21 protein-coding genes and 1 rRNA gene are annotated in these 21,280 nt (G+C 75.5%); 16 read left to right on the forward strand and 6 right to left on the reverse strand.

Translation table 11 applies throughout. The features are described 5' to 3' along the window. Positions 1–95: ribosomal RNA gene (gene rrf / locus AB0C78_RS43430) — 5S ribosomal RNA — on the forward strand; the annotation flags it as partial. A 96-nt stretch (positions 96–191) separates the two neighbouring features. Here the strand turns inward: rrf and AB0C78_RS43435 are convergent. After that, positions 192–1,529 carry a hypothetical protein gene (locus AB0C78_RS43435; RefSeq protein WP_360760096.1) on the reverse strand — a complete coding sequence of 446 codons (1,338 nt, stop codon included), beginning with the start codon at positions 1,527–1,529 and terminating at the stop codon, positions 192–194. On the opposite strand from AB0C78_RS43435, the gene AB0C78_RS43440 reads away from it, so the two are divergent. Continuing rightward, entirely contained in the window at positions 1,518–2,453 is a 936-nt protein-coding gene (locus AB0C78_RS43440; RefSeq protein WP_360760099.1) for a hypothetical protein, read from the forward strand. The two genes, AB0C78_RS43435 and AB0C78_RS43440, sit on opposite strands and share 12 nt — an antisense overlap. 165 nt (positions 2,454–2,618) lie before the next feature. Further along, complete coding sequence (locus tag AB0C78_RS43445; RefSeq protein WP_360760101.1) at positions 2,619–3,422, forward strand: SAM-dependent methyltransferase; 804 nt, start codon at positions 2,619–2,621, stop codon at positions 3,420–3,422. Positions 3,423–3,438: 16 nt separating this feature from the next. Here AB0C78_RS43445 and AB0C78_RS43450 read toward each other — a convergent pair whose 3' ends face one another. Then, a complete protein-coding gene (locus tag AB0C78_RS43450; protein WP_360760104.1) occupies positions 3,439–4,272 on the reverse strand; it encodes an alpha/beta hydrolase in 834 nt (277 codons plus the stop codon). A 51-nt stretch (positions 4,273–4,323) separates the two neighbouring features. Here AB0C78_RS43450 and AB0C78_RS43455 point away from each other — a divergent pair, with 51 nt between their 5' ends. Further along, positions 4,324–4,935 carry a TetR/AcrR family transcriptional regulator gene (locus AB0C78_RS43455; protein ID WP_360760107.1) on the forward strand — a complete coding sequence of 204 codons (612 nt, stop codon included), beginning with the start codon at positions 4,324–4,326 and terminating at the stop codon, positions 4,933–4,935. Between the two features lie 65 nt (positions 4,936–5,000). Continuing rightward, a complete protein-coding gene (locus AB0C78_RS43460) occupies positions 5,001–5,861 on the forward strand; it encodes a dienelactone hydrolase family protein (RefSeq protein WP_360760110.1) in 861 nt (286 codons plus the stop codon). 10 nt (positions 5,862–5,871) lie between these two features. Here the strand turns inward: AB0C78_RS43460 and AB0C78_RS43465 are convergent, their stop codons facing one another. The 3 genes from AB0C78_RS43465 to AB0C78_RS43475 form a co-directional block, all read right to left on the reverse strand. Further along, positions 5,872–6,807, reverse strand: a complete 936-nt coding sequence (locus tag AB0C78_RS43465) for an MBL fold metallo-hydrolase (protein ID WP_360760113.1) — start codon at positions 6,805–6,807, stop codon at positions 5,872–5,874. A 73-nt stretch (positions 6,808–6,880) separates the two neighbouring features. Next, a complete protein-coding gene (locus AB0C78_RS43470) occupies positions 6,881–7,285 on the reverse strand; it encodes an NUDIX domain-containing protein (protein WP_360760116.1) in 405 nt (134 codons plus the stop codon). After that, positions 7,282–8,625 carry a DUF1015 domain-containing protein gene (locus AB0C78_RS43475; RefSeq protein ID WP_360760118.1) on the reverse strand — a complete coding sequence of 448 codons (1,344 nt, stop codon included), beginning with the start codon at positions 8,623–8,625 and terminating at the stop codon, positions 7,282–7,284. Before AB0C78_RS43475 ends, AB0C78_RS43470 begins: the two co-directional genes overlap by 4 nt. Before the next feature lie 72 nt (positions 8,626–8,697). Between AB0C78_RS43475 and AB0C78_RS43480 the strand changes: the two genes are divergently transcribed. Then, positions 8,698–9,141, forward strand: a complete 444-nt coding sequence (locus AB0C78_RS43480) for a tetratricopeptide repeat protein (RefSeq protein ID WP_360760121.1) — start codon at positions 8,698–8,700, stop codon at positions 9,139–9,141. Positions 9,142–9,260: 119 nt separating this feature from the next. Further along, on the forward strand, positions 9,261–10,274 hold the full coding sequence (locus tag AB0C78_RS43485) for an HAD-IIA family hydrolase (protein WP_360760124.1): 1,014 nt from the start codon (positions 9,261–9,263) through the stop codon (positions 10,272–10,274). A 26-nt stretch (positions 10,275–10,300) separates the two neighbouring features. Here AB0C78_RS43485 and AB0C78_RS43490 read toward each other — a convergent pair whose 3' ends face one another. Continuing rightward, positions 10,301–10,642 (reverse strand): SCP2 sterol-binding domain-containing protein, encoded by a 342-nt coding sequence (locus tag AB0C78_RS43490; RefSeq protein ID WP_360760127.1) that lies wholly within the window; start codon positions 10,640–10,642, stop codon positions 10,301–10,303. Between the two features lie 114 nt (positions 10,643–10,756). On the opposite strand from AB0C78_RS43490, the gene AB0C78_RS43495 reads away from it, so the two are divergent. The 9 genes from AB0C78_RS43495 to AB0C78_RS43535 all read left to right on the forward strand — a co-directional run bounded on the left by AB0C78_RS43495 (position 10,757) and on the right by AB0C78_RS43535 (position 21,208). Next, on the forward strand, positions 10,757–11,083 hold the full coding sequence (locus AB0C78_RS43495) for a hypothetical protein (protein ID WP_360760130.1): 327 nt from the start codon (positions 10,757–10,759) through the stop codon (positions 11,081–11,083). 31 nt (positions 11,084–11,114) lie between these two features. Continuing rightward, the gene (locus tag AB0C78_RS43500; protein ID WP_360760133.1) at positions 11,115–11,918 is read left to right on the forward strand and encodes a TlyA family RNA methyltransferase; all 804 of its coding nucleotides are present in this window, start codon (positions 11,115–11,117) and stop codon (positions 11,916–11,918) included. A 145-nt stretch (positions 11,919–12,063) separates the two neighbouring features. Further along, positions 12,064–13,092 (forward strand): NAD kinase, encoded by a 1,029-nt coding sequence (locus tag AB0C78_RS43505; RefSeq protein WP_360760136.1) that lies wholly within the window; start codon positions 12,064–12,066, stop codon positions 13,090–13,092. 58 nt (positions 13,093–13,150) lie between these two features. Beyond that, the gene (gene recN, locus AB0C78_RS43510) at positions 13,151–14,857 is read left to right on the forward strand and encodes a DNA repair protein RecN (protein ID WP_360760139.1); all 1,707 of its coding nucleotides are present in this window, start codon (positions 13,151–13,153) and stop codon (positions 14,855–14,857) included. 119 nt (positions 14,858–14,976) lie between these two features. Beyond that, positions 14,977–16,221 (forward strand): putative cytokinetic ring protein SteA, encoded by a 1,245-nt coding sequence (steA, locus tag AB0C78_RS43515; RefSeq protein WP_360760142.1) that lies wholly within the window; start codon positions 14,977–14,979, stop codon positions 16,219–16,221. After that, on the forward strand, positions 16,218–17,174 hold the full coding sequence (locus AB0C78_RS43520; protein WP_151546588.1) for a copper transporter: 957 nt from the start codon (positions 16,218–16,220) through the stop codon (positions 17,172–17,174). Before steA ends, AB0C78_RS43520 begins: the two co-directional genes overlap by 4 nt. Positions 17,175–17,181: 7 nt before the next feature. Then, positions 17,182–18,168 carry a hypothetical protein gene (locus AB0C78_RS43525; RefSeq protein WP_360760146.1) on the forward strand — a complete coding sequence of 329 codons (987 nt, stop codon included), beginning with the start codon at positions 17,182–17,184 and terminating at the stop codon, positions 18,166–18,168. A gap of 60 nt (positions 18,169–18,228) precedes the next feature. Beyond that, positions 18,229–19,959, forward strand: coding sequence for a lipid II flippase MurJ (locus AB0C78_RS43530; protein WP_360760149.1), 1,731 nt, complete (start codon positions 18,229–18,231; stop codon positions 19,957–19,959). 10 nt (positions 19,960–19,969) lie between these two features. Then, complete coding sequence (locus AB0C78_RS43535; RefSeq protein ID WP_360760152.1) at positions 19,970–21,208, forward strand: glycosyltransferase family 4 protein; 1,239 nt, start codon at positions 19,970–19,972, stop codon at positions 21,206–21,208. The last annotated feature ends 72 nt before the right edge of the window (positions 21,209–21,280 follow it).

The following is a 21,280-nucleotide window of genomic DNA, read 5'->3' on the forward strand; positions in this document are numbered from 1 at the left end:
AAACACCCGGTCCCATTCCGAACCCGGAAGTTAAGCCCTTCAGCGCCGATGGTACTGCATGGGAGACCGTGTGGGAGAGTAGGACACCGCCGGACATTTATTGGTCGAGGGTCGCACCCCGTTTCCGGGGGCGGCCCTCGACGCATGTCATGGCCCTGCCGAAGTAGGCTGCAAGAGTCCATGAACCACCATCAAGAACAGTGACGGACGTGATGAGCGCGGAAGAGGACGGCCGCAGCGACGACAACCGCGGGCGGCGGGGGAAGAACGGCGGGCGGAGCGCGCCCGGCCCTCGTGGGGGCACCGGCGGGTCCGGCGCACGCGGAAGCGGCGGTCCTCGTGGATCCGCGCCACGCAACGGCGGCCCGAAGGGCGGCGGAGGCCGTCCTGGCGGCGGTGGCGGCTGGAAGGGCCGCGACGGCCAGGGCCGGCGAAACGACCGGCCGTCCGGACGCCCGTTCCGAGGGAACGACGACCGCCGCGGCGGCGAGGGAGCGCCGCGGGAGCGGCGCGATGACCGTTTCGGCGGCGGGCGCGGCGGTGAGCGCGGACAGGGACGGTTCAACGGTCCCGGTGGCGAGCGCCGGAGCGCAGGGCCGCGGGATGAGCGACGTTCCGGCGCGGCCGGCGGCCAGCGTGGCGGGAAGCCGGGCGGCCGGGACGACCGGCGCTTCGGTGACCAGCGTGGCCCTCGCACCGGGCAGGGTGGGCCCCGCACCGGGCAGGGTGCCGGTGGCGGTGGTCGCTTCGGCGGTGGCCAGGGCCCGCGTGGCGAGGGGCGCGAGCAGCGCTTCGGTGGTCCCCGGGGCGAGCGTCGCGACGACCGCTTCGGTGGCGCACGTGGTGGTCAGGGCCCGCGCGGTGAAGGCCGCGAGCAGCGTTTCGGTGGTCCGCGCGGAGAGCGTCGCGACGACCGTTTCGGTGGTGGCCAGGGGCCGCGTGGTGAAGGCCGTGAGCAGCGCCCTGGCGGTCCTCGTGGTGAGCGCCGTGAAGGCGGTTTCGGTGGTCCCCGGGGTGAGCGCCGTGAGGGCGGTTTCGGGGGCGGTCGCGGGCCGCGTAGCGAGAGCCGGGGCGGTCGCCCTGGCGGGCCGCGCGGTGAGGCGCGCTCGGGCGGGCCTCGCGAGTCCCGGCCCGGTGGCCGGCAAGGCGAGCGCAGGTTCGAGGGCCGGCCGAAGGACCGCCGGTTCCAGGACCGCGACGAGCGCGGTGGACGCGACGGCGGCCGTCCAGGCGGAGGGTTCCGCCAGGAGCGGCCCGGCGGACGCCGGTTCGAGGGCGACCGGGAGCGGCCGCGCGGTCAGCGCGACGGCGGGTTCCGCGGTCGCGGGCCCGGCCGTCCCGAGGAGCGGGGCGGGCGCCCGCACGGTGCGGGACGCGGCCGTCCCGACACGGGCGAGCGGGAGCGTCCGGCTCCCAAGCACGACGATCCGCTGCTGCCCGACGACGTCACCGGCGAGGAGCTGGACGCCGAGGCGCGCGCGGAGCTGCGGACGCTGCCCAAGGACCTCGCGGAGCGTGTGGCGCGGCATCTGGTGATGGCGGGACGGCTGTCCGAGGACGAGCCGGAGCAGGCGTACAAGCACGCCCGCGCCGCGCGCCGGCTCGCGTCCCGCGTCGGCATCGTCCGGGAGGCCGCCGGGATCGCCGCGTACCAGACGGGGGAGTGGGCGGAGGCGCTCGCCGAGCTGCGGGCGGCCCGCCGGCTCGGCGCGGGTGACGACTCGTACCTGCCCGTCATGGCGGACTGCGAGCGGGGCATGGGACGCCCCGAACGCGCCCTCGACGTGATCAAGTCGCCGGAGGCGGACCGGCTCGACCCGATGGGACGGGTGGAGCTGCGGATCGTGGAGTCGGGCGTTCGCCGCGACCTCGGCCAGTACGACGCGGCCGTGGTGACGCTGCAGATTCCCGAGCTGCGCGACCGGCGCCTGAAGCCGTGGTCGGCGCGGCTCTTCTACGCCTATGCCGACGCGCTCACGGAGGCGGGACGCGGGGACGAGGCGTCCGACTGGTTCGCCCGGGCCGCGGCGGCGGACCGCGACGGCGAGACCGACGCCGCCGAACGCTACGCGGAACTCGAAGGCCTCCACATCCTCGACACCGAAGAGGACGAAGAGGGCGCCGAAGAGACCGCTGAGGAGACCGCGGAAGAGCTCGGCTCGGAGCAGGAGCCGGAGGCCGACGACACGACGGCACCGCCGGCCGAGCCGGTCGCGGACGTGCCGGAGATCGTCACGGCGACGGACATCCAGTTCAAGCCCGCCGACCCGGAGATCCTGGAGCCGGTGCCGGAGGAGGCGCCCGAGGCGCCCGCGGTGTTCCTCGAGCCCAAGACCGTCGAGCCCGAGCCGGATCTCGACCAGGCCGCCGCCGAACCCGAACCCGAGCCCGCGCCCGAGCCCGAGCGTCCTGCGGAGGCTCCGGACGACGAGGAGCCGAAGGCCGGCGACTGACGACCGGCTGTGCCGGGTCTCCGGACGCGCTGTGAGCGGCCCGTCCGGAGACCCGGCCCGTCCGGAGACCCGGCCCGTCCGGAGACCCGGCCCGGGCGATGACCAGCAAGTCGGAAAGAACCGAAAAACGATCTTTCGCCGGGGTTCGCGGCTAGGCTGTGCCGCATGACGGCCGGCGAGGAAGAGATCGCCCCCACGGGCATCGACGTCACGACCCCGCACATCGCGCGGATCTACGACTACTGGCTCGGCGGCAAGGACAACTTCGCCTCCGACCGGGCGGCCGCGGAGCAGGTGATGCTCGCGACGCCGACGATCAAGCCGGGCGTCACCGCGAACCGGGCCTTCCTGAGCCGTGCCGTGCGCGCGATGGTCGGGGAGGGCGTCACCCAGTTCCTCGACATCGGCACGGGGATCCCCACCGCGAACAACACGCACATGGTGGCGCAGGCCGCCGACCCCGAGTGCCGGGTGGTGTACGCGGACAACGACCCGATCGTGCTGGCGCACGCGCGGGCGCTGCTGTCCGGTGTGACGGCGCCGACCTCGTTCGTCGACGCCGACCTGCGCGACACCGGCCGGATCCTGGAGGAGGCCGGACGCCTGCTCGACTTCGAGCGCCCGGTGGGCCTGCTGCTGATCGCGGTGCTCCACTGCATCCCGGACGACGACGATCCGCGCGGCATCATCGGCACGCTGTTGGACGGCCTCGCGCCCGGCAGTTTCCTCGCCATCACGCACCCGGGCATCGACCAGCTGCCCGAGCAGATGGCGGCCGCGGAGGACGCCCTCACCAAGGCGATGGGCTTCCGCGTGACGTTCCGCACCCACGAGGGCGTCAGCGCGTTCTTCTCGGGGCTCGACCTTCTCGAGCCGGGTGTCGTCCCGGTCCAGGACTGGCGTCCCGACGCGGACGCGTCGCCGTCGCCGACGACCGGCATGTGGGGCGGCGTCGCCCGGAAGCGGTGACGAACGGGCCTACGGGTCAGCGGGTGAGGAACTCGCCGATCTCGCGCGCCACCGTCTCGGGCTCGTCCAGCATCGACAGGACGTAGGCGCCGGGCACCTCGGCGTACCGGCCGGCGGGCAGCAGTCCGGCCAGGCGGCGGCCGTGCTCGGGCGGCATCACCCGGTTGTCGGGCGACCACAGGACGAGGGCCGGGCCGGTGAAGCCGCGCAGCGCCTCGGTGTCGCGGACGAGCTCCGACTCGACCAGCGGGCTCCGGCAGTAGGCGAGCAGGTCGCGGCGGACGCCGGGATCGCGCAGCACCGGTTCCGTCCAGCCTCGGACGAGGTCGTCCGGCAGCGGGCGGCGGGCCATCTGCCCGAACAGCACGGGAAGCCGCCGGATGCGGGCGACGCGCAGCTGCCGGGCCGCCAGGGGGATCGAGCCGGGGATCCGTGCGGCGATCTTCAGGACCCGGCCGGGCAGGCCGGGCGGGAAGTTGCCGAACGCCTCGCACGGCAGGATCACCAGGCGGGAGATCCGCTGGTCGAGCCCGTGCGCGGTGAGGAACAGCGCGCCGCCCCAGTCGGAGTGGACGAGCGTGACGTCCTCCAGGCCGAGGGCGTCGAGGAAGCCGGCGACGATGCGGACCTGGCCGCGCAGCGTGAGGTCCGCGCCCGGCTCCATCGGACGGCGGTGCGCCCCGAGCGGCAGGACGGGCCGCAGGTAGGTGAAGCCGTCCGGGAGGAGCGGCAGGACGCGGTCCCAGACGGTGTGGTCCATCAGCAGGCCGTGCAGCAGCACGACCGGAGGCCCGGAGCCGGTCTCGGCGTACTCGATGACGCCCGCGGGCAGCTCGACGTGCTTCACCATCGCCTCCCACTAGAACGATCTCTCTAGAGAGACCGTTCTATCATGGCGGTCATGCGCACCGAGGAGCGGATCACGCTGGCGATGGCCGAGCTGCTGCGGAAGCAGGGGTACGCGGCGACGGGGGTGAATCAGCTCGCCCGTGCCGCGGGCGCGCCCACCGGGTCGATCTACCACCACTTCAAGGGCGGGAAGCGGGACGTCGCGGCGGCCGCGCTGCGCAGCACCGGCGCCGCCTACATCCAGTTGCTGCCGTTGCTCCTCGACCCCTACGAGAACCTGGCGGAGGGCATCGAGGCGGCCTTCTCCGCGGCCGCCGAGGACATGCGCGGCACGGGCTGGGCGAACATGTGCCCCGTCGGCACCGTGACCGGCGAGGTCGCCGACACCGAGCCGCGGCTGCGGGAGGTGGCCGGCGAGGTGATGGCCGGTTGGGTCGAGGAGGGGACCCGCTACCTGGCGGGCCGCGGGCTGCCCGAGCCCGATGCGCGAAGCGTGATGTTCGCGCTGCTCACCGCGCTGGAGGGCGCGTTCATCCTCGCCCGCGGCCTGCGGTCGGTGGAGCCGTTCCTGGCCGCCGGACGGTCGGTCGCCGCCTACGTCGCCGCGCTGGCGGACCGGCCGGGAGCCGGCGCGTCCGGGCACGGCGAGGCGGTTATTCGATAGTGTGTCAATAACTTTGATCGGCGGCCCGCGCGAGGCCGCGCCCGCTGCGACGGAAGGGCCGCGCCATGGCCGACGACAGCATGTCCGACTTCACCCGCGGATCCTTCGCGCACGGCGGCGCGTCCCACCGCGTGTTCCGGTCCGGGACGGGGCCCGCCGTCATCGTGATGGCGGAGATCCCCGGCATCACGCCGAAGGTGCTCGCGTTCGCCCGGCGCGTCCGCGACCTGGGGCTGACCGTCGTCCTGCCGGACCTGTTCGGGACGGCCGGACGCGACCCCGACCCCGCCGCGCACGGCTGGTCCGGCACGATCGCCTACGGCGTCCGCGCCATGGCGCCGCTCTGCGTCCGGCGCGAGTTCACCAAGCTCGCCACCGGGAAGACCTCGCCGATCGTGTCCTGGCTGCGGGCGCTGGCCGCGCGCGAGCACGCCGCATGCGGCGGGCCCGGCGTCGGCGCCGTGGGCATGTGCTTCACCGGCGGGTTCGCGCTCGCGATGGCCGCCGACGACCGGCTCCTGGCGGCCGTGCTGTCGCAGCCGTCGATGCCCCTGCCGGTCACCCGCGCGCAGCGGCGCACGATCGACATCGCGCCCGCCGACCTCGCGGCGGTGAAGCGGCGCTCCGCGGACGACCTGACGGTGCTCGGCCTGCGGTTCCGCGGCGACCGGCTCGTCCCCGGCGAACGGTTCGCCTTCCTGCGCCGCCAGCTCGGCGACGCGTTCGTCGCCGTGGAACTCGACGACTCCGCCGCGAACCCGGACGCGCTGCTGAGGCCGCACTCCGTCCTCACCGAGCACCTCATCGACGAGCCTGGCCAGCCCACCCGCGACGCGCTGGAGCAGGTCCTGGAGCTGTTCCGGTCCCGGCTGCTCCAGCCGGACGGCGACGGCCCGGGCGCCGAGGAGATGGATCAGGTCCCCTAGCCCGCGCCGCTCAGGCGTGCCGGTCCAGGGCGTGCATGATGCCCGCGACGTTGTTCGCCGGGCTGTTGAGGACGTCGTACTTGGCGGCCAGCTCGGGATCGAGGTCGGCGCTGTTGATCGCGTAGCGGTCCTTGGTGCGCTCCACCACCATCGCGACGGCGTGGTCGAGTTCGAGGCCCTGGTCCTTGGCGGCGCGGACGGCGTCCACCCACACGCGCAGCTCCTCGGCGGAGCGTTCCAGCGTGCTCTCGACCTCGGTCACCGGGCCGTAGTGCGCGAACAGCAGCCGCTGCGGGCCGAGGTCGCGGAACCTCCCGAGCGACGCCAGCGCCGTGTCGAGGTCGAAGTCGGGCGGCGGCGTGGCGGGCCGGACGTCCGCCGTCTCCGGGATGTAGATGCCTGCGGCGTCGCCCACGTACAGGTCGCCGGTGCCGGAGTCGACGAGCCCGACGTGGTGCTTGGCGTGGCCGGGGGAGTAGTGGGACTCCAGGCGGCGGCCGCCGCCGAGGTCGATCACGCCGGTGTCCTCGACGGCGCGGATCCGCGCGGAGTCGGTCGGCTTCAGCTCCCCGAACAGGACGTCGAGGGCGTCGCCCCAGACCATCCGGGCGCTGCGCATGAGGCGGGACGGGTCGGCGAGGTGCCGGGCGCCCTTCTCGTGCACGACGATCTCGGCCTGCGGGTACAGCGCGGCGATGTCGCCGACGCCGCCCGCGTGGTCGAGGTGGATGTGGGTGACCACCACGCTCGCGAGATCGTCCGCGCCGACGCCGAGCTCGTCCAGCGCGCGCCGCACGACGGGCGCCGATCCGGCGGTCCCGGGCTCGATCAGGCACGGCCGGTCGGCGAGGACCAGGTACGCGGCGGTGATGCCGGAGTGGCCCGCCAGCAGCGTGTCGATCTCGTAGACGTCTCCGCCGAGGGGCGTGATGTTCGAGGAGTCCATGGGCAGATCATCGCCCCCGGCCGCCCGGCGCGGCCACCCGGGGCGGCGCGGCGGCCCGGGACGGCGAGGGCCGTCAGCGCAGGCGGCCGGCGGCGTGCAGGTCGTCGAAGATCAGCTGGTCGACCGGCGACACCCGGTCGCGGTCGGCGTACCCGAGCCAGGCAACCTCCTCGATCTCGCTGCTCGGCGCGGGGGTGCCGGAGTACTCGGCGGTGTAGCAGGTCATCCGGACGGTGACGCCGCCGCCGTGGCCGTGCGCCTGCGCCTCCCAGGTGCCGAGGTGGGCGGCCGTGTCCGGCAGGACGTCGACGGTCAGCTCCTCCTTGACCTCGCGGACGAGGGTCTGAGCGTCGGACTCGCCCGGCTCGCGCTTGCCTCCGGGCAGGTAGTAGACGTCCTTGCCGCGCGAGCGGGTGCTCAGGATCCGGCCGCCGTCCAGCAGGATCCAGGCGATCTTGTCGATGGTGCGGCCGGTCATCGCCCGCCTTCCGGGTCGAGGAGGCGCAGGACGAGTCCCGTCCTGGGCTTCGGTCCGAACGAGGTGGACTTGCGCGGCACCCGCTCGCCGCCGTTCGCGACGGCGAGGACGTCCTCGACCTTCAGCGGGTTGAGGACGACGGCGGTGCCGCCCGCGCGGCGGGCCCGGTCGAGGGCCGCGGACGGGTCGTCGTGCACGACCTCGATGGCGTTCTCGTTCTCGGGGACGTTCCACAGGTCCCCGATGAGGAGGTGGTCGAGGATCGCGGTGTCCAGGCGGCGCCAGCGCGGGGAGTGCTCGGACGGCATCACGCGGGCCAGCGCCGCGGGGTCGGGGGCGGTGAGCAGGTGCAGTTCCTCACCGCCGCCGAGCAGGAACGCGGGGCCCTGCGCCTCGCCCAGCGCGCACACGGCCCGGTTCTCGTCCTCGAACTCGGTGACGTCAAAGGCGCGGCGCGCGCGCTCGACGGCGTCGGCGGGACCCAGGCCAGGCAGGACGCGGTGGATCGCACCGAGATGCGGCGGGAACCGCGTCGAGTCGACGAGCAGCGCCAGGCCACGGTCCCACGGGCCGGGACCGTCGCCGAGGGCGTGGTGGCGCGCCTGCAGGGCGCGGTACGTGGCGTAGCGGTGGTGGCCGTCGGCGATCAGGGCCTGCTTGCCGCGCAGGTCGGCGGAGACGCGGGCGTGCAGCGCCGGATCGGCGATCCGCCACAGCCGGTGCGTGAGCCCGTCGTCGGCGTGGAAGCCCAGCAGCGGCTCCTCCCGCGCGGCGTCGTCGACGATCCGGGCCGCGTCGCCGCCGCCCTCGTACACCAGGAAGATCGGCTCCAGGTTGGCGCGGGCCGCCGCCATCAGCGCCAGCCGGTCGCGGACCGGGCCGGGGAACACGTTCTCGTGCGGCAGCACGACCCGGTCGGCCTCCGCCCGCAGCCCGAGCGCGCCGATCAGGCCCCGCTGCAGGACCGTCCCGTCCTTGGACGCCTCGTACACGTACAGGGCCGGGTCGGGGTCGGTGGTGAGGACCCCCTCGGCGAGCCAGCGGCGCAGCGTCTCGCCCGCCTCCCGGTAGCTCTCACCGGCGGCCCGCGGCATGTTCAGCCGGACGATGTTGTGCCCGCCCCCCGACAGCAGCCGGCCGACCTCCGCGTCGTCCACCAGGTCGTACGGGGGCGTGGTCACCGCGGCCAGGTCGCCCGCCGCCTCGGGGGCGAACCGGACGCCGCGGAACGGCGCCAGCTCCAGGCCGCCGCCCGTCGCGGGCCCCGCGGCCCCGAAGATCCGGGCGCTGAACTGTTCCGGTCCGAGCCCGGAGGGGAGGTCGTCGTCCACTGTGGGCATGGTAATCAGCGACGGGCCCCCGCGCGTCGGCCGGGTACCGTCGTGGTGATCAAGGTCCGATGGGAGGTCCACATGAGTGGTGAAGGACCGGGACGCCCGGACGATTCCCAAGGCGACGCCCCCGGCGAGCATCCCGCCGCCCCGGGAGGAGGCGTCTACGAGTGGTACACCCGGGGGTTGGAGCTCCTCCGCTCCGGGAGCGCGTCGGCCGCGCTGCAGCTGCTGACCAGGGCGGCGGAGGCCGAACCGGCCTCGCACAGCATCCGGGAGGCGCTCGCCCGCGCCCAGTTCGGGGCGCGGCAGTTCGGCGCGGCGGCCGAGAGCTTCCAGAGCATCGTCGAGGAGGAGCCCGCCGAGGACTACGCCCGCTTCGGGTTAGGGTTGTCGCTCAGCCGGATGGGCGACTTCGAAGGCGCGGTCGAGCATCTCGCGCTCGCGGCGGCCATGCGTCCGGAGAACCAGGACTACGCACGGGCGCTGCGGCACGCCCGGGCGACCCTCGCGTCCCGCAGGTGACCCCCGTCCGCCCCCGACCGGCCCCCTGATCAAGGCTGTGCCCCCGACCAAGGCTGTGCCCCCCGAACGAGCTGTGGCCCCGGAACGAGTTGTGGCCCCCCGATCCCGAGGAGCGTGCGATGAAGGGCAGTGCCCGTCCCCTGAGCGAGGCGTACGACGTCGCCCTGCTGGACCTGGACGGCGTCGTGTACGTCGGGCAGCGGTCCGTCCCGGCGGCGGCCGACTCGCTCGCCAAGGCGCGTGCGGCGGGGCAGCGGCTGGCGTTCGTGACCAACAACGCGTCCCGGACGCCGTCCGCGGTGGCGGCGCTGCTCAACCACGTCGGCGTCCCCGCGCAGGCCGACGACGTGGTGACCTCCGCGCAGGCCGCCGCCCGGCTGCTGGCCGAGCGGCTGCCCGCCGGGTCCGAGGTGCTGGTGGTCGGCGGGATGGGGCTGCGGCACGCCCTGTACGCGCGGGGCCTGCGGCCGGTGTCGGTGGCGTCCGGACGTCCCCCGGCGGTCGTGCAGGGCTACGACCCGCGGCTGTCGTACGGGCTGCTGTCGGAGGGCGCCCAGGCGGTGAGCATGGGCGCCCTGTTCGTCGGCTCCAACCGCGACCTGACGATCCCGGGCGGCGGCGGTCCGCTGCACCCCGGCAACGGGGCGCTACTGCGCGTGATCAGTGCGGCGACCGGCGTCGAGCCGATCGTGACGGGCAAGCCCGAGCGGCCGCTGCACCACGAGTCGATCCTGCGGACGGGCGCCGAACGCCCCCTCGTCGTCGGCGACCGGCTCGACACCGACATCGAAGGCGCCCACAACGGCGGCGCCGACAGCCTCCTCGTCTTCACCGGCGTCACCGGCCACCTGCAGGCCCTGACCGCGCCGCCCGAGCACCGCCCCACCTACCTGGCGCACGACCTGACCGGGCTGCTCGTCCCGCACCCCGAGGTCGCGCGCGACGGCGGACGGCACTCCTGCGGCGGTTGGACGGTGACGCGGGACGGCGACCGGTTCGACGTCACCGGCTCGGGCGAGCCCTACGACGGCCTGCGCGCCCTGGCGTCCGCCGCCTGGCAGGACGCGGCCCCGCCGGCGGCGGAGGCGCTCAGCGGCGCGCTGGACGCCCTCCGGCTGCCCCGGCTCCGCTGACCGGCGCGGTCACGGCGGGCCGGGCCTCACAGCAGCCGGCGCAGCCGCAGCAGGTCGAACACGCTCGCCTCGACCTTGAGGCGCCCGGCCGCCCACGCCTTGGCCGGGTTCAGCTCGTCGTGCGCCATGGCGACCAGGTCGTCGCTGTCCACGGTCAGCCGGACCTGGGCCGAGTCCGGGTCGGCGGCGGGCTCGAACGGGTCCAGGCCGCCCGCGTGCAGCCGCGTCCGGTAGACGAGCCCGAGATCGGGGATGCGGCAGCTGATCGTGCGCTCGACCACGTGCTCGGCGAGCCGGTCGGCGTCCACCTCCGCCAGCCGCTCCGCGATCCGGTCGAGCGCCGTCCGGCAGTCGTCCTCGTTCGCCATGGTCAGGCCGTTCCCCGTTCGATCGGCAACGATGTCGTCCAGGGACGGTAGCGTTCGCAGTGGGCGCGCGGCGACTCGCCGCCCGCGCCGGGGAACCAAGGGGAGGTACACGTGATGTCCGACGAGCCCGCGGCGACGCCCGGAGCGGCGCCGGTCCCGCCGGCCGAGGCCGGCGGCGCGGAGCCGGGCCTCCCGGCCGCGCCGCCGCCCGAGCCCACCGGCGACCCGCGGGTGGACGAGGCCGTCGCGCGCCTGGCCGGGCTGGCCGGGCGGCCCGTCCCCGAGCACGTGGAGATCTTCGAGGACGTCCACCAGCGCCTCCAGGACCTGCTGGCCGGCGCGGAGGGCCCCTCCGCCGAGACGGGCCCCTCCGCCGGGGCGGGCCCGGCCGTGCCGCCGCCCCGGCCCGCGTTCCCCGACGCGCTGCGCCCCCGCCCGTGAGCGCGGTGGCGACGAACGCGGGGGCGGTGCCATGGCGGTGAGGCGGCGGCTGGACGCCGAGCTGGTGCGGCGCGAGCTCGCCCGGTCGCGGGAGCACGCGAGCCAGCTGATCGCCGACGGCCGGGTCAGGGTCGGCGGGCAGCGCGCGAGCAAGCCCGCGACGCAGGTCGAGGCGGGCGCCGCGATCGTCGTGGACGAGGCGACCGGCGGCCCCGAGTACGTCTCGCGCGGCGGCCACAAGCTCGCCGGCGCCCTGAAGGCGTTCGAGGGCCTGGAGACGAAGGGCCGCGTGTGCCTGGACGCCGGCGCCTCGACCGGCGGGTTCACCGACGTGCTGCTGCGCGCCGGCGCCGCGCACGTGTACGCCGTCGACGTCGGGTACGGGCAGATCGCCTGGTCCCTGCGGACCGACGACCGCGTGACGGTGATCGAACGGGTCAACATCCGCGACCTCGAGCCGGAGACGCTCGGCGGCGCGCGGCCCGGCCTCGTGGTCGGCGACCTGTCGTTCATCTCGCTCAAGCTCGTCCTCGGCCCCGTGCAGCGCTGCGCCGACCCCGGCGCCGACTACGCGATGATGGTCAAGCCGCAGTTCGAGGTCGGCAAGGACCGGGTCGGCGCGGGCGGCGTCGTCCGCGACCCGGAGCTGCGCGCCGGCGCCGTCCGCGGCGTCGCCGAGCACGCCGCGGCGCTCGGGCTCGGCGTCCTCGGCGTGACCGCGAGCCCGCTGCCCGGGCCGTCGGGGAACGTCGAGTACTTCCTGTGGCTGCGGGCCGGCGCGCCGCCGCTCGCCGACGCCGACCTGGAGAAGGCGATCGCGGAGGGCCCGCAGTGATCGTCCGTGCGCGCGCGGCCGTACAGAGGGCGTCCGAGAACACAGCGGCCCGGAGAAGGACGCCCGCGGCGGGAACGCCCGCGGCGGGGACGTTCGTCGAGAGGACGTCGGCACGCCGGGTCGGGCCGGGGAGTGGGGCGAAGGTATGAGCAAGAGGTCGGTGCTGGTCGTGGCGCACACCGGGCGGCCGGAGGCGGTCCGCAGCGCCCAGCTGGTCATCGAGCGGCTCAGCGCGGCGGGGATCTGCGTCCGCGTCCTGGACCGCGAGGCCGAGGACATCGGCTGCGCGGGCGTGGACGTCATGCCGAGCAACGCCGCCGCGGCGGAGGACGCCGAGGTCGTGATGGTCCTCGGCGGCGACGGGACGCTGCTGCGCGCGGCGGACCTCACCCGCACGTCCGGGACGCCGCTGCTCGGCGTGAACCTCGGCCACGTCGGGTTCCTCGCCGAGGCCGAGCGGGAGGACCTCGCCGCCACCGTCGACCGGGTCGTGACGCGCCGCTACGACGTCGAGGAGCGGATGACGATCGACGTCACCGTCCGCCGCAACGGCACCGTGATGGGCGCGACGTGGGCGCTGAACGAGGCCAGCATCGAGAAGGCCGAGCGGGAGCGGATGCTGGAGGTCGTCGCCGAGATCGACGGCCGCCCGCTGTCGAACTGGGGCTGCGACGGCGTGGTGTGCGCCACCCCGACCGGGTCGACCGCGTACGCGTTCTCCGCCGGCGGGCCGGTGGTGTGGCCGGAGGTCGAGGCGATGCTGGTGGTGCCGATCAGCGCGCACTCGCTGTTCGCCCGCCCGCTCGTGGTGTCGCCGCGGTCGCTGGTCGCGGTGGAGGTCCTCGCCGACACCCCGCGCGCCGTGCTGTGGTGCGACGGGCAGCGGACGCTCGACCTGCCGCCCGGCGCGCGGGTCGAGGTCCGGCGCGGCGCCGAGCCGGTGCGGCTCGCCCGGCTGCACCTCACCCCGTTCACCGACCGGCTGGTCACCAAGTTCGGGCTGCCGGTGACGGGCTGGCGCGGCCGGGTCCGGCAGCCCGCGACGCCGTCCCCCGCGGAGGAGGCTCCGCAGGTCACCGGGGTCGAGACCATCGGCGGCGGAACCGGGGCCGGGCCGGCGGCGTCCGATCTCGCCGGGACGGACGGGGGAGCATCCGGCGCGCAGAGTGGATAATCTCCACAGGCGCTGATCGGGGATTCGTTTGCGGAGGGTTGTGACGCTGGTGCGTCCGATGGTCGATGAGGTGCGGATCCAGGGCCTCGGCGTGATCGACGAGGCCGTGCTCGATCTGTCGCCCGGGTTCAACGTGGTGACCGGCGAGACCGGGGCCGGCAAGACCATGGTGGTGACGAGCCTCGGGCTGCTGTTCGGCGGCCGCGCCGACCCGCAGCGGGTCCGGCCCGGCGCGGGCCGCGCCACCGTGGAGGGCCGGATCGTGGTCGATCCGGGCGGCCGGGCCGTCGAGCGGGTCGAGGAGTCCGGCGGCGAGCTGGACGAGGGCGCGCTGATCGTGACCCGGTCGGTGTCGGCGGAGGGCCGCTCGCGGGCGTTCCTCGGCGGCCGGTCCGTCCCGGTGAGCGTGCTGATCAACCTCGCCGACGACCTCGTCGCCGTGCACGGGCAGTCCGACCAGCAGCGGCTGCTGCAGGCCGGGCGGCAGCGCGGCGCGCTGGACCGGTACGCGGGCGGTTCCCTCACCAAGCCGATGCGCGCCTACACCAAGGCCTACCAGCGGCACCGCCAGGTCAGCGCGCTGCTGGAGGAGCTGACGACGCGGTCCCGCGAGCGCGCGCAGGAGGCCGACGTGCTCCGGTTCGGCCTGGAGGAGATCGAGAAGGTCGACCCCAAGGAGGGCGAGGACGTCGACCTCGCCGCCGAGGAGGAGCGCCTCGGGCACGCCGACGCGCTGCGCGGCGCCGCCGACACCGCGCACGAGGCGCTGCTCGGCGACGCGGCCGCCGCGTTCGAGGCCGCGAACGTCACGAGCCTGCTCGGCCAGGCCCGCAACGCGCTGGAGGCCGTCCGCGAGCACGACCCCGACCTCGCGGCGCTCGCCGACCGGCTCGCCGAGGCCGGCTACCTCGTCTCCGACGTCGGCACCGACCTGGCGTCCTACGCCGAGTCCGTGGACGCCGACCCGGCGCGGCTCGCCGCCGTCCAGGAGCGGCGCGCCGAGCTGACCTCGCTGGTCCGCAAGTACGGCGGCGAGGCCGGGACGGTCGCGGAGGTGCTGGAGTGGGCGCGCCGGTCGGCGGCCCGCCTCACCGAGCTGGACGGCGACGACGGCCGCATCGAGGAGCTGCGCGCCGAGCACGCCGAGCTGACCGAGCGGCTCGCCGCCGAGGCGGCGGAGCTGACCGCGGTCCGCGGCCGCGCCGCCGAGCGGTTCTCCGAGGCCGTCACCGCGGAGCTGACCGCGCTGGCGATGCCGCACGCCCGCGTCGTGGTGACCGTCACCCCCACCGACGACTACGGGCCGCACGGCGTCGACGAGGTGGAGGTGCGGCTCGCCCCGCACCCCGGCGCGCCGCCGCTGCCGCTGCACAAGGGCGCCTCGGGCGGCGAGCTGTCCCGGGTGATGCTGGCGATCGAGGTGGTGTTCGCCGGCGCCGACCCCGTCCCCACGTTCGTGTTCGACGAGGTCGACGCGGGCGTCGGCGGCAAGGCGGCGGTGGAGATCGGCCGCCGGCTCGCCCGCCTGGCCCGCAACGCGCAGGTGATCGTCGTCACGCACCTGCCGCAGGTCGCCGCGTTCGCCGACCAGCACCTGCTGGTGGAGAAGTCCGACGACGGCACCGTCACCAGCAGCGGCGTCACCGCGCTGGACCGGGAGGGCCGGATCCGGGAGCTGTCCCGGATGCTCGCCGGCCTGGAGGACTCCGAGCTCGGCCGGGCGCACGCCGAGGAACTGCTGGCCATGGCCGCCGAGGAACGCTAGCCCGCGGCCCGCGAACAGGGGGAGAACGCACAAGTGAACACGGTGGGCGACGGGTCGGACACGCCCCGTCGATCGCCCCTGCGGCTCTTTACTCCCGTGCTCTGGCAGGATGGCAGGCGATGAACGAACCGGCTCCCACCACCGAGCGGCGCGCCCGGCTGACGCAGCGGCTGACGCTGCCGCGGCGCGTGCTCGCGCTCGGCCGCGGCCGCGACGACGGCCGGCAGGGGGTCAGCGCGACCGTCCGGCTGGACCGCCGCACCAAGGACCTGACCAAGCGGCTGCAGGCCGGCGAGGTCGCCGTGATCGACCATGTCGACCTCGACCGGGTCAGCGCCGAGGCGCTGGTGTCGTGCCAGGTCGGCGCGGTGGTGAACGTCGCGCCGAGCATCTCCGGCCGGTACCCGAACCTCGGTCCGCAGATCCTGGTGGACGCCGGCGTCCCGCTCGTCGACGACGTCGGCCCGGAGATCTTCGGCAAGCTGCACGAGGGCGACCAGGTCCGGGTCGAGGGCCCGTGCGTCTACCTCGGCGAGGACGTCGTCGCCAAGGGCACCGAGCAGACCGCCGAGACGGTCGAGACGGCGCTGACCGAGGCGAAGGCGGGGCTCGCGAGCCAGCTCGAGGCGTTCGTCGCCAACACGATGGAGTACGTCAAGCGCGAGCGCGACCTGCTCATCGACGGCGTCGGCGTGCCCGAGGTGGCCACGAGGATCAACGGCCGGCACGCGCTGATCGTCGTCCGCGGCTACCACTACCGCGAGGACATCGCGACCCTGCGGCCCTACATCCGCGAGTACCGGCCGGTCCTGATCGGGGTGGACGGCGGCGCGGACGCGCTGCTGGAGGCCGGCTACCGCCCCGACATGATCGTCGGCGACATGGACTCGGTCTCCGACGACGCGCTGACCTGCGGCGCGGAGATCGTCGTGCACGCCTACCGGGACGGCCGGGCGCCCGGCCTGAAGCGCGTCCACGAGCTCGGCCAGGAGGCCGTGGTGTTCCCCGCGACCGCCACCAGCGAGGACATCGCGATGCTGCTCGCCGACGACAAGGGCGCCACCCTGATCGTCGCGGTCGGCACGCACGCCAACATGGTCGAGTTCCTCGACAAGGGCCGCGCCGGCATGGCCAGCACGTTCCTCACCCGGCTGCGGGTCGGCAGCAAGCTGGTGGACGCCAAGGGCGTCTCCCGGCTGTACCGCAGCAGGATCTCCACCTGGTCGCTGCTGTTCCTCGTCCTCGGCGCGTTCGTCGCCATCGTCACCGCCGTCGCCATGTCCCCGGCGGGGGACGTCATCAGTCCCCTGCTGGCCGACCGCTGGCACGCCTTCGTCTTCTGGCTGACCGGACTCTTCACGTGATCGATTTCCGCTACCACCTCGTCTCCATCGTCGCGATCTTCCTCGCGCTGGCGCTCGGCATCGTGCTGGGCTCCACCACCCTGTCCAACTCGGTCGGCGACACGCTGCGCAAGCAGGCGAGCTCGGCGGCCAAGAGCGCCCAGGAGGCCCGGGTCGCGCAGCGCCGGCTGCAGACCCAGGTGAAGGGCGAGGAGCAGTTCGGCCAGGTGCTGTCGCCGCAGATCGTCGCGGACCGGCTGAAGGGCCAGTCCGTCGTCATGATCGAGACGCCCGGCGCCGGCAACGACAGCATCGACCAGGTCAGCGAGCTGGCCAAGGACGCGGGCGCCGCCGTCACCGGCCGGGTGACGATCCAGAAGAAGCTGCTGGACGACGACCAGCAGAGCACGCTGGACGAGCTGGCCACCCAGCTGAAGAGCGACGGCGTCGAGTTCCCGTCGGGCGCCAGCTCCTACGACAAGGCCGGCGCGGTGCTCGCGAACGCGCTGCTCACCCGCGACCCCGCCAAGACCGGCCGCGAGGACGCCGCCGGCGGCGCCGTGCTCAGCGGCTTCAAGCAGGCCGGCTACATCACCACCAGCGGCAAGCCCGGCCAGCACGCCACCCTCGCCGTCATGGTCGCGCCGGCGAACCCGTACGCCTACGACGGCGGGGACCAGGACAACAAGGCACTGATCTCGCTGGCCGCCGCCCTCGACGGCGCCGGTCGCGGTACCGTCGTCGGTGGCCCGCTGACCTCCGCGCAGGAGGGCGGGCTGATCGCTGCGCTGCGTGACTCCGACACCGGCGACTCGGTCTCCGCCGTCGACATGGTGGACACCTCGTCCGGGCAGGTCGTGACGATCCTGGCGCTGCAGAACGAGCTGAACGGCAAGTCCGGACAGTACGGGACGGGCGCCGGCGCGAGCGGCTACCTGCCCTCGCCCGCGCCCACGGCGGGGAAGAGCGGGTGACGACCTGATGAACGGACGCATCGCCTCGGGATCGGCGAGGGGCGCGCGGCTGCTGGCCGGGATGGGCCTCGGCGCCGTCGCGGCGCGCGCCGCGTACGTCGCGCTGACGCGGCGCCCGCCGGGCCTCAACGGCCTGCCGGGCGAGGAGGTGTGGGACCGCACCAACCACCGGGGCGAGCCGGTCACGCTGCTGGAGGGCCCCGCGCTGGTCGCGGGCGCCGCCGCGGCCGGGCTACTGGCGCCCGGCGCCACCGGCCGGACCCGCGCCGCCGCGCTGCTGGCCGGTACCGCGTCCGGGATCCTCGGCGGCTACGACGACCTCGCGGGCTCGGCGTCGTCCCGCGGCTTCAAGGGCCACCTCGGCGCGCTCGCCCGCGGCGAGGTGACGAGCGGCGCGGTGAAGATCCTCGGCATCGGCGCGACCGGGCTGGCCGCCGCCGCGATCGCCGGCTCGCCCGCCCCGACGCGGCGCGGCCGCGCGTTCGACACCGTCGTGAACGGCGCGATCGTGGCCGGCGGCGCCAACCTGATGAACCTGTTCGACCTGCGGCCCGGGCGGGCCATCAAGGTCGGCGTCATCACCGGGACGCCGCTGGCGCTGGCCCGGCCGTCCGCCGCCGTCGTGGCCGCGCCGCTGGGCGCCGCCGCCGCGCTCCTCCCCGAGGACCTCGCCGAGAGGGCGATGCTCGGCGACACCGGCTCCAACGCGCTCGGCGCGCTGCTCGGCCTGGCCGCGACGCGGCTCGGCCGCGGCCCCCGGCTGGCCGTGCTGGGCGGGCTCGTCGCGCTGAACGCGGCCAGCGAGTTCGTCAGCTTCACCAAGGTCATCGCGGCGAACCCGGTGCTGAACCGGATCGACATGCTCGGCCGCCGTCCCGTCGCGGTGCCCGCGCCCGCGGCCCCCGCCGACAAGCCGGACATGGAGGACGCGTTCCGGCCGCACGTCCCGCCGCCGGGCCCCGCCGGCAACGGCGTCGCCGTGGACCCCGCCTAGGATCCCGGCGGCCCCCCGGCCGGTCCCGACAGCGCCTTCCGTGACGAGTGCCCCTCACCGATGCCCGCGAACACCCCGTCCCGCACCCCGCCGAGCGACCCGCCGGCGGGCGGCGGGCCGCCCGATGAGCACGCCGGCGACGCCGTGACGCCGTCCCCGCGCGGATCCGCGCTGCGCCGGCTCACCGGCGGCCTCGCCGGCGCGGCCGTGGTGATCGGGGTCATCACGGTGCTGGCCCGGCTCGCCGGGTTCGGCCGGACGTACTCCTTCTCGCAGACGGTCACCACGTCCTGCTTGAGCCAGGCGTATTTCAGCGCGACGCAGCTGCCGAGCAGCATCTACGAGATCGTGGCGGGCGGCGCGCTGGCCAGCATGGTCGTCCCGGTGCTGGCCGGGCCCGCCGAGCGCGGCGACCGCGCCGAGGTCCGCCGGACCGCGTCGGCGCTGCTGACCTGGATCGTGCTGCTGATGCTGCCCCTCACCGCGCTGATGGCGGGGCTCTCCCATCCGCTGATGGAGCTGGCGGTCTCCGACCACCTGCAGGGATGCTCGCGCGACGACGTCGTCCGCGTCGGCGGGGACATGCTGGCGATCCAGTCCGTGCAGATGGTGATGTACGGGGCGGCGGTCGTGCTCTACGGGCTGCTGCAGTCGCACCGCCGGTTCGTGGCGCCCGCGCTGGCGCCGCTGGTGTCCAGCCTCGTGGTCATCGGCGCGTACGTCGCCTACGCGCCGCTCGGCAGGGGGTTCGAGAACGACCTGGCCGGGCTGCCGCTGGACGCCGAGCTGACGCTGTCGGTCGGCACGGCCCTCGGCGGCGTCGCGATGGCCGCGACCGCGGGCGTCGCCGCTTGGCGGCTGCGCCTGCGGCTCCGTCCCACGCTGCGGTTCCCGGACGGGGTGGCGCGCCGCGTGCGGCGGCTCGCGCTCGCGGGGATCGCGACGGTCGCGGCGCAGCAGCTGTCGACTCTGCTGATCGTGCGGCTCAGCTCGCGCGGCACCCGCGGCGCGCTCGCCAACTACCAGTACGCGTGGGCGATCTACCTGCTGCCCTGGGCGATCCTCGCGGTGCCGATCGCCACCAGCGCGTTCCCGATGCTGTCCGCGCGGATGAGCGCCGGCGAGCACGAGCGGTTCGACCGGGTGACCGCCGCGACCACCCGCGCGGTGATCCTCGTCTCGTGCGCCGGGGCCGCCGTGCTGGCGGCGGTCGCGGTGCCGGTCTCGGTGGTGTTCAACCCCGGCCATCCCGACCAGCAGGACGTGCTGGCGCGCGCGGTGCTCGCCTTCGCGCCCGGCCTGCTGGGGTACGGGTTGGTCGCGCACCTCGGCCGCGTCCTGTACGCCTGCCACCGCGGCCGGATGGGCGCGATCGCGGTCGTCGCGGGCTGGGTCGTGGTCGCGGCGGTCGACGTGGTGCTCACGCTGTGGGTCCTCGACCCGAAATGGGTCGTCGCGGGCCTCGGCGCGGGCAACGCCGTCGGCATGACGGTGGCGGGCGTGCTGCTGATCGGCACGCTGCTGCGCGCCCGGGGCGCCGGTGCCGTGCACGGGCTCGGGCGGGTGCTGGCCGCGGGGGTGCTGGGCGCCTGCGCGGGCGCCGCCGCGGGCTACGGGACGGCCGCGCTCCTCGGCGTCGGCGCGCCCGGCCTCGCCGGGCAGCTCCGCAACATCGGCACGGGGGCGCTGGCCGCGCTGGTCGCCGCCGCCGTGTTCCTGCTCATCGCGTTCGTGGTCGACGGCCGGGACCTGCGGGCCGTCCTCACCCGGAAGGTCGCCCGCAGTGCCTGAGGAGACGAACATGTCCGAGAAGCCGGCCGGCTCCGGCGCGCCGGCGGCGGCCGCGGGCCCGCGCCTGGACGGGCTGCGCGTCGCGCTCGTCCTCGGGACGAGCGCGGGCGGTGTCGGGCGGCACGTCCGGTCCGTCGCGGCGGGCCTCGCCGGACGCGGCGCGCGGGTGCTGGTCTGCGGCCCGGCCGAGACCGAGCGGCTGTTCGGGTTCGCCGCGGGCGGTGCCCGCTTCGAGGAGGTGGACCTGGCCGACCGGCCCCGCCCGGCGAGCGACGCGCGGGCGGTCGCGCGGCTGCGGAAGCTGCTGCGCGGCGCCGACGTCGTCCACGCGCACGGGCTGCGCGCCGGGGCGCTCGCCGTCGCCGCCTGCGCGCGGGTCGCGCCGGGCCCGCTGCGGTTCTCGCGCGGCGGGCCGCCGCTGGTCGTCACGCTGCACAACGCGGTGATCACCGGCGGCCGGACCGCCGCGATCTACGGGGCGCTGGAACGGGTCGTCGCGCGCGGCGCGGCCCGCGTTCTCGGCGTCTCCCCGGACCTGGAGGAGCGGATGCGCTCGCTCGGCGCCCGCTCGGTGGGGTACGCGCTCGTCCCGGCGCCCGCGCCGCGCGAGCATCCGGGCCCGGCCGTCCGCGCCGACGTGCGGGCGGAGCTGGGCGTGGGGGACCGGCCGCTGATCCTCACCGTCGGGCGGCTCGCCGAGCAGAAGGGCCTGCCGACGCTGCTGGACGCCTCCCGCGCCTGGACCGGCCGGACCCCGCCGCCGCTCGTCGCGATCGCCGGCGACGGCCCCCTCGAGGACGAGCTGCGCGCCCGGATCGAGGCGGAGGACCTGCCCGTCCGGCTGCTCGGCCGCCGCGCCGACGTGCCCGCGCTGCTGACCGCCGCGGACGTCGCGGTGGTGCCGAGCGTGTGGGAGGGGCAGCCGCTCATCGTGCAGGAGATCCTGCGGGCCGGGCGGCCGCTGGTCGCGACCCGGGTCGGCGGGATCCCCCGGATGGTCGGCGCGGACGACCGGCCCGCCGGGAACGGGGCGCTGCTCCAGGGGCCGGAGAGCGAGGCGGCGCTGCTGGTCCCGCCCGGGGACGCCGACGCGCTCGGCCGCGCCGTCCGCCGGATCCTGGACGACTCCGCGCTCGCGGTGCGGCTCGGCGCCGCCGCCGCGCAGCGCGCCGCGGAGCTCCCGGACGAGGCCGACGCCGTCGAGCAGCTCGCCGCCGTCTACCTGGAACTGAGCGCCCCGCGCGACTGAACCGCGGGCGCCGCGCCTTAGATGCTGCGCTCGCGGGCCGGGTTCGCGGGGAGGCCGAGAATTTTCCGCGAA

The organism is Actinomadura sp. NPDC048394, assembly GCF_040651755.1.
Taxonomy (GTDB): domain Bacteria; phylum Actinomycetota; class Actinomycetes; order Streptosporangiales; family Streptosporangiaceae; genus Spirillospora; species Spirillospora montaniterrae.

Coding starts and splice junctions, on each gene's coding strand:
- AB0C78_RS43530 (WP_360760149.1), top strand. CDS start 18,229: ATGCCCGCGAACACCCCGTCCCGCACCCCGCCGAGCGACCCGCCGGCG.
- recN (WP_360760139.1), top strand. CDS start 13,151: ATGGTCGATGAGGTGCGGATCCAGGGCCTCGGCGTGATCGACGAGGCC.
- AB0C78_RS43445 (WP_360760101.1), top strand. CDS start 2,619: ATGACGGCCGGCGAGGAAGAGATCGCCCCCACGGGCATCGACGTCACG.
- AB0C78_RS43475 (WP_360760118.1), bottom strand. CDS start 8,625: ATGCCCACAGTGGACGACGACCTCCCCTCCGGGCTCGGACCGGAACAG.
- AB0C78_RS43470 (WP_360760116.1), bottom strand. CDS start 7,285: ATGACCGGCCGCACCATCGACAAGATCGCCTGGATCCTGCTGGACGGC.
- AB0C78_RS43450 (WP_360760104.1), bottom strand. CDS start 4,272: ATGGTGAAGCACGTCGAGCTGCCCGCGGGCGTCATCGAGTACGCCGAG.
- steA (WP_360760142.1), top strand. CDS start 14,977: ATGAACGAACCGGCTCCCACCACCGAGCGGCGCGCCCGGCTGACGCAG.
- AB0C78_RS43490 (WP_360760127.1), bottom strand. CDS start 10,642: ATGGCGAACGAGGACGACTGCCGGACGGCGCTCGACCGGATCGCGGAG.
- AB0C78_RS43535 (WP_360760152.1), top strand. CDS start 19,970: ATGTCCGAGAAGCCGGCCGGCTCCGGCGCGCCGGCGGCGGCCGCGGGC.
- AB0C78_RS43480 (WP_360760121.1), top strand. CDS start 8,698: ATGAGTGGTGAAGGACCGGGACGCCCGGACGATTCCCAAGGCGACGCC.
- AB0C78_RS43505 (WP_360760136.1), top strand. CDS start 12,064: ATGAGCAAGAGGTCGGTGCTGGTCGTGGCGCACACCGGGCGGCCGGAG.
- AB0C78_RS43465 (WP_360760113.1), bottom strand. CDS start 6,807: ATGGACTCCTCGAACATCACGCCCCTCGGCGGAGACGTCTACGAGATC.
- AB0C78_RS43500 (WP_360760133.1), top strand. CDS start 11,115: ATGGCGGTGAGGCGGCGGCTGGACGCCGAGCTGGTGCGGCGCGAGCTC.
- AB0C78_RS43495 (WP_360760130.1), top strand. CDS start 10,757: ATGTCCGACGAGCCCGCGGCGACGCCCGGAGCGGCGCCGGTCCCGCCG.
- AB0C78_RS43435 (WP_360760096.1), bottom strand. CDS start 1,529: ATGCCGCGCCACACGCTCCGCGAGGTCCTTGGGCAGCGTCCGCAGCTC.
- AB0C78_RS43485 (WP_360760124.1), top strand. CDS start 9,261: ATGAAGGGCAGTGCCCGTCCCCTGAGCGAGGCGTACGACGTCGCCCTG.
- AB0C78_RS43525 (WP_360760146.1), top strand. CDS start 17,182: ATGAACGGACGCATCGCCTCGGGATCGGCGAGGGGCGCGCGGCTGCTG.
- AB0C78_RS43455 (WP_360760107.1), top strand. CDS start 4,324: ATGCGCACCGAGGAGCGGATCACGCTGGCGATGGCCGAGCTGCTGCGG.
- AB0C78_RS43460 (WP_360760110.1), top strand. CDS start 5,001: ATGGCCGACGACAGCATGTCCGACTTCACCCGCGGATCCTTCGCGCAC.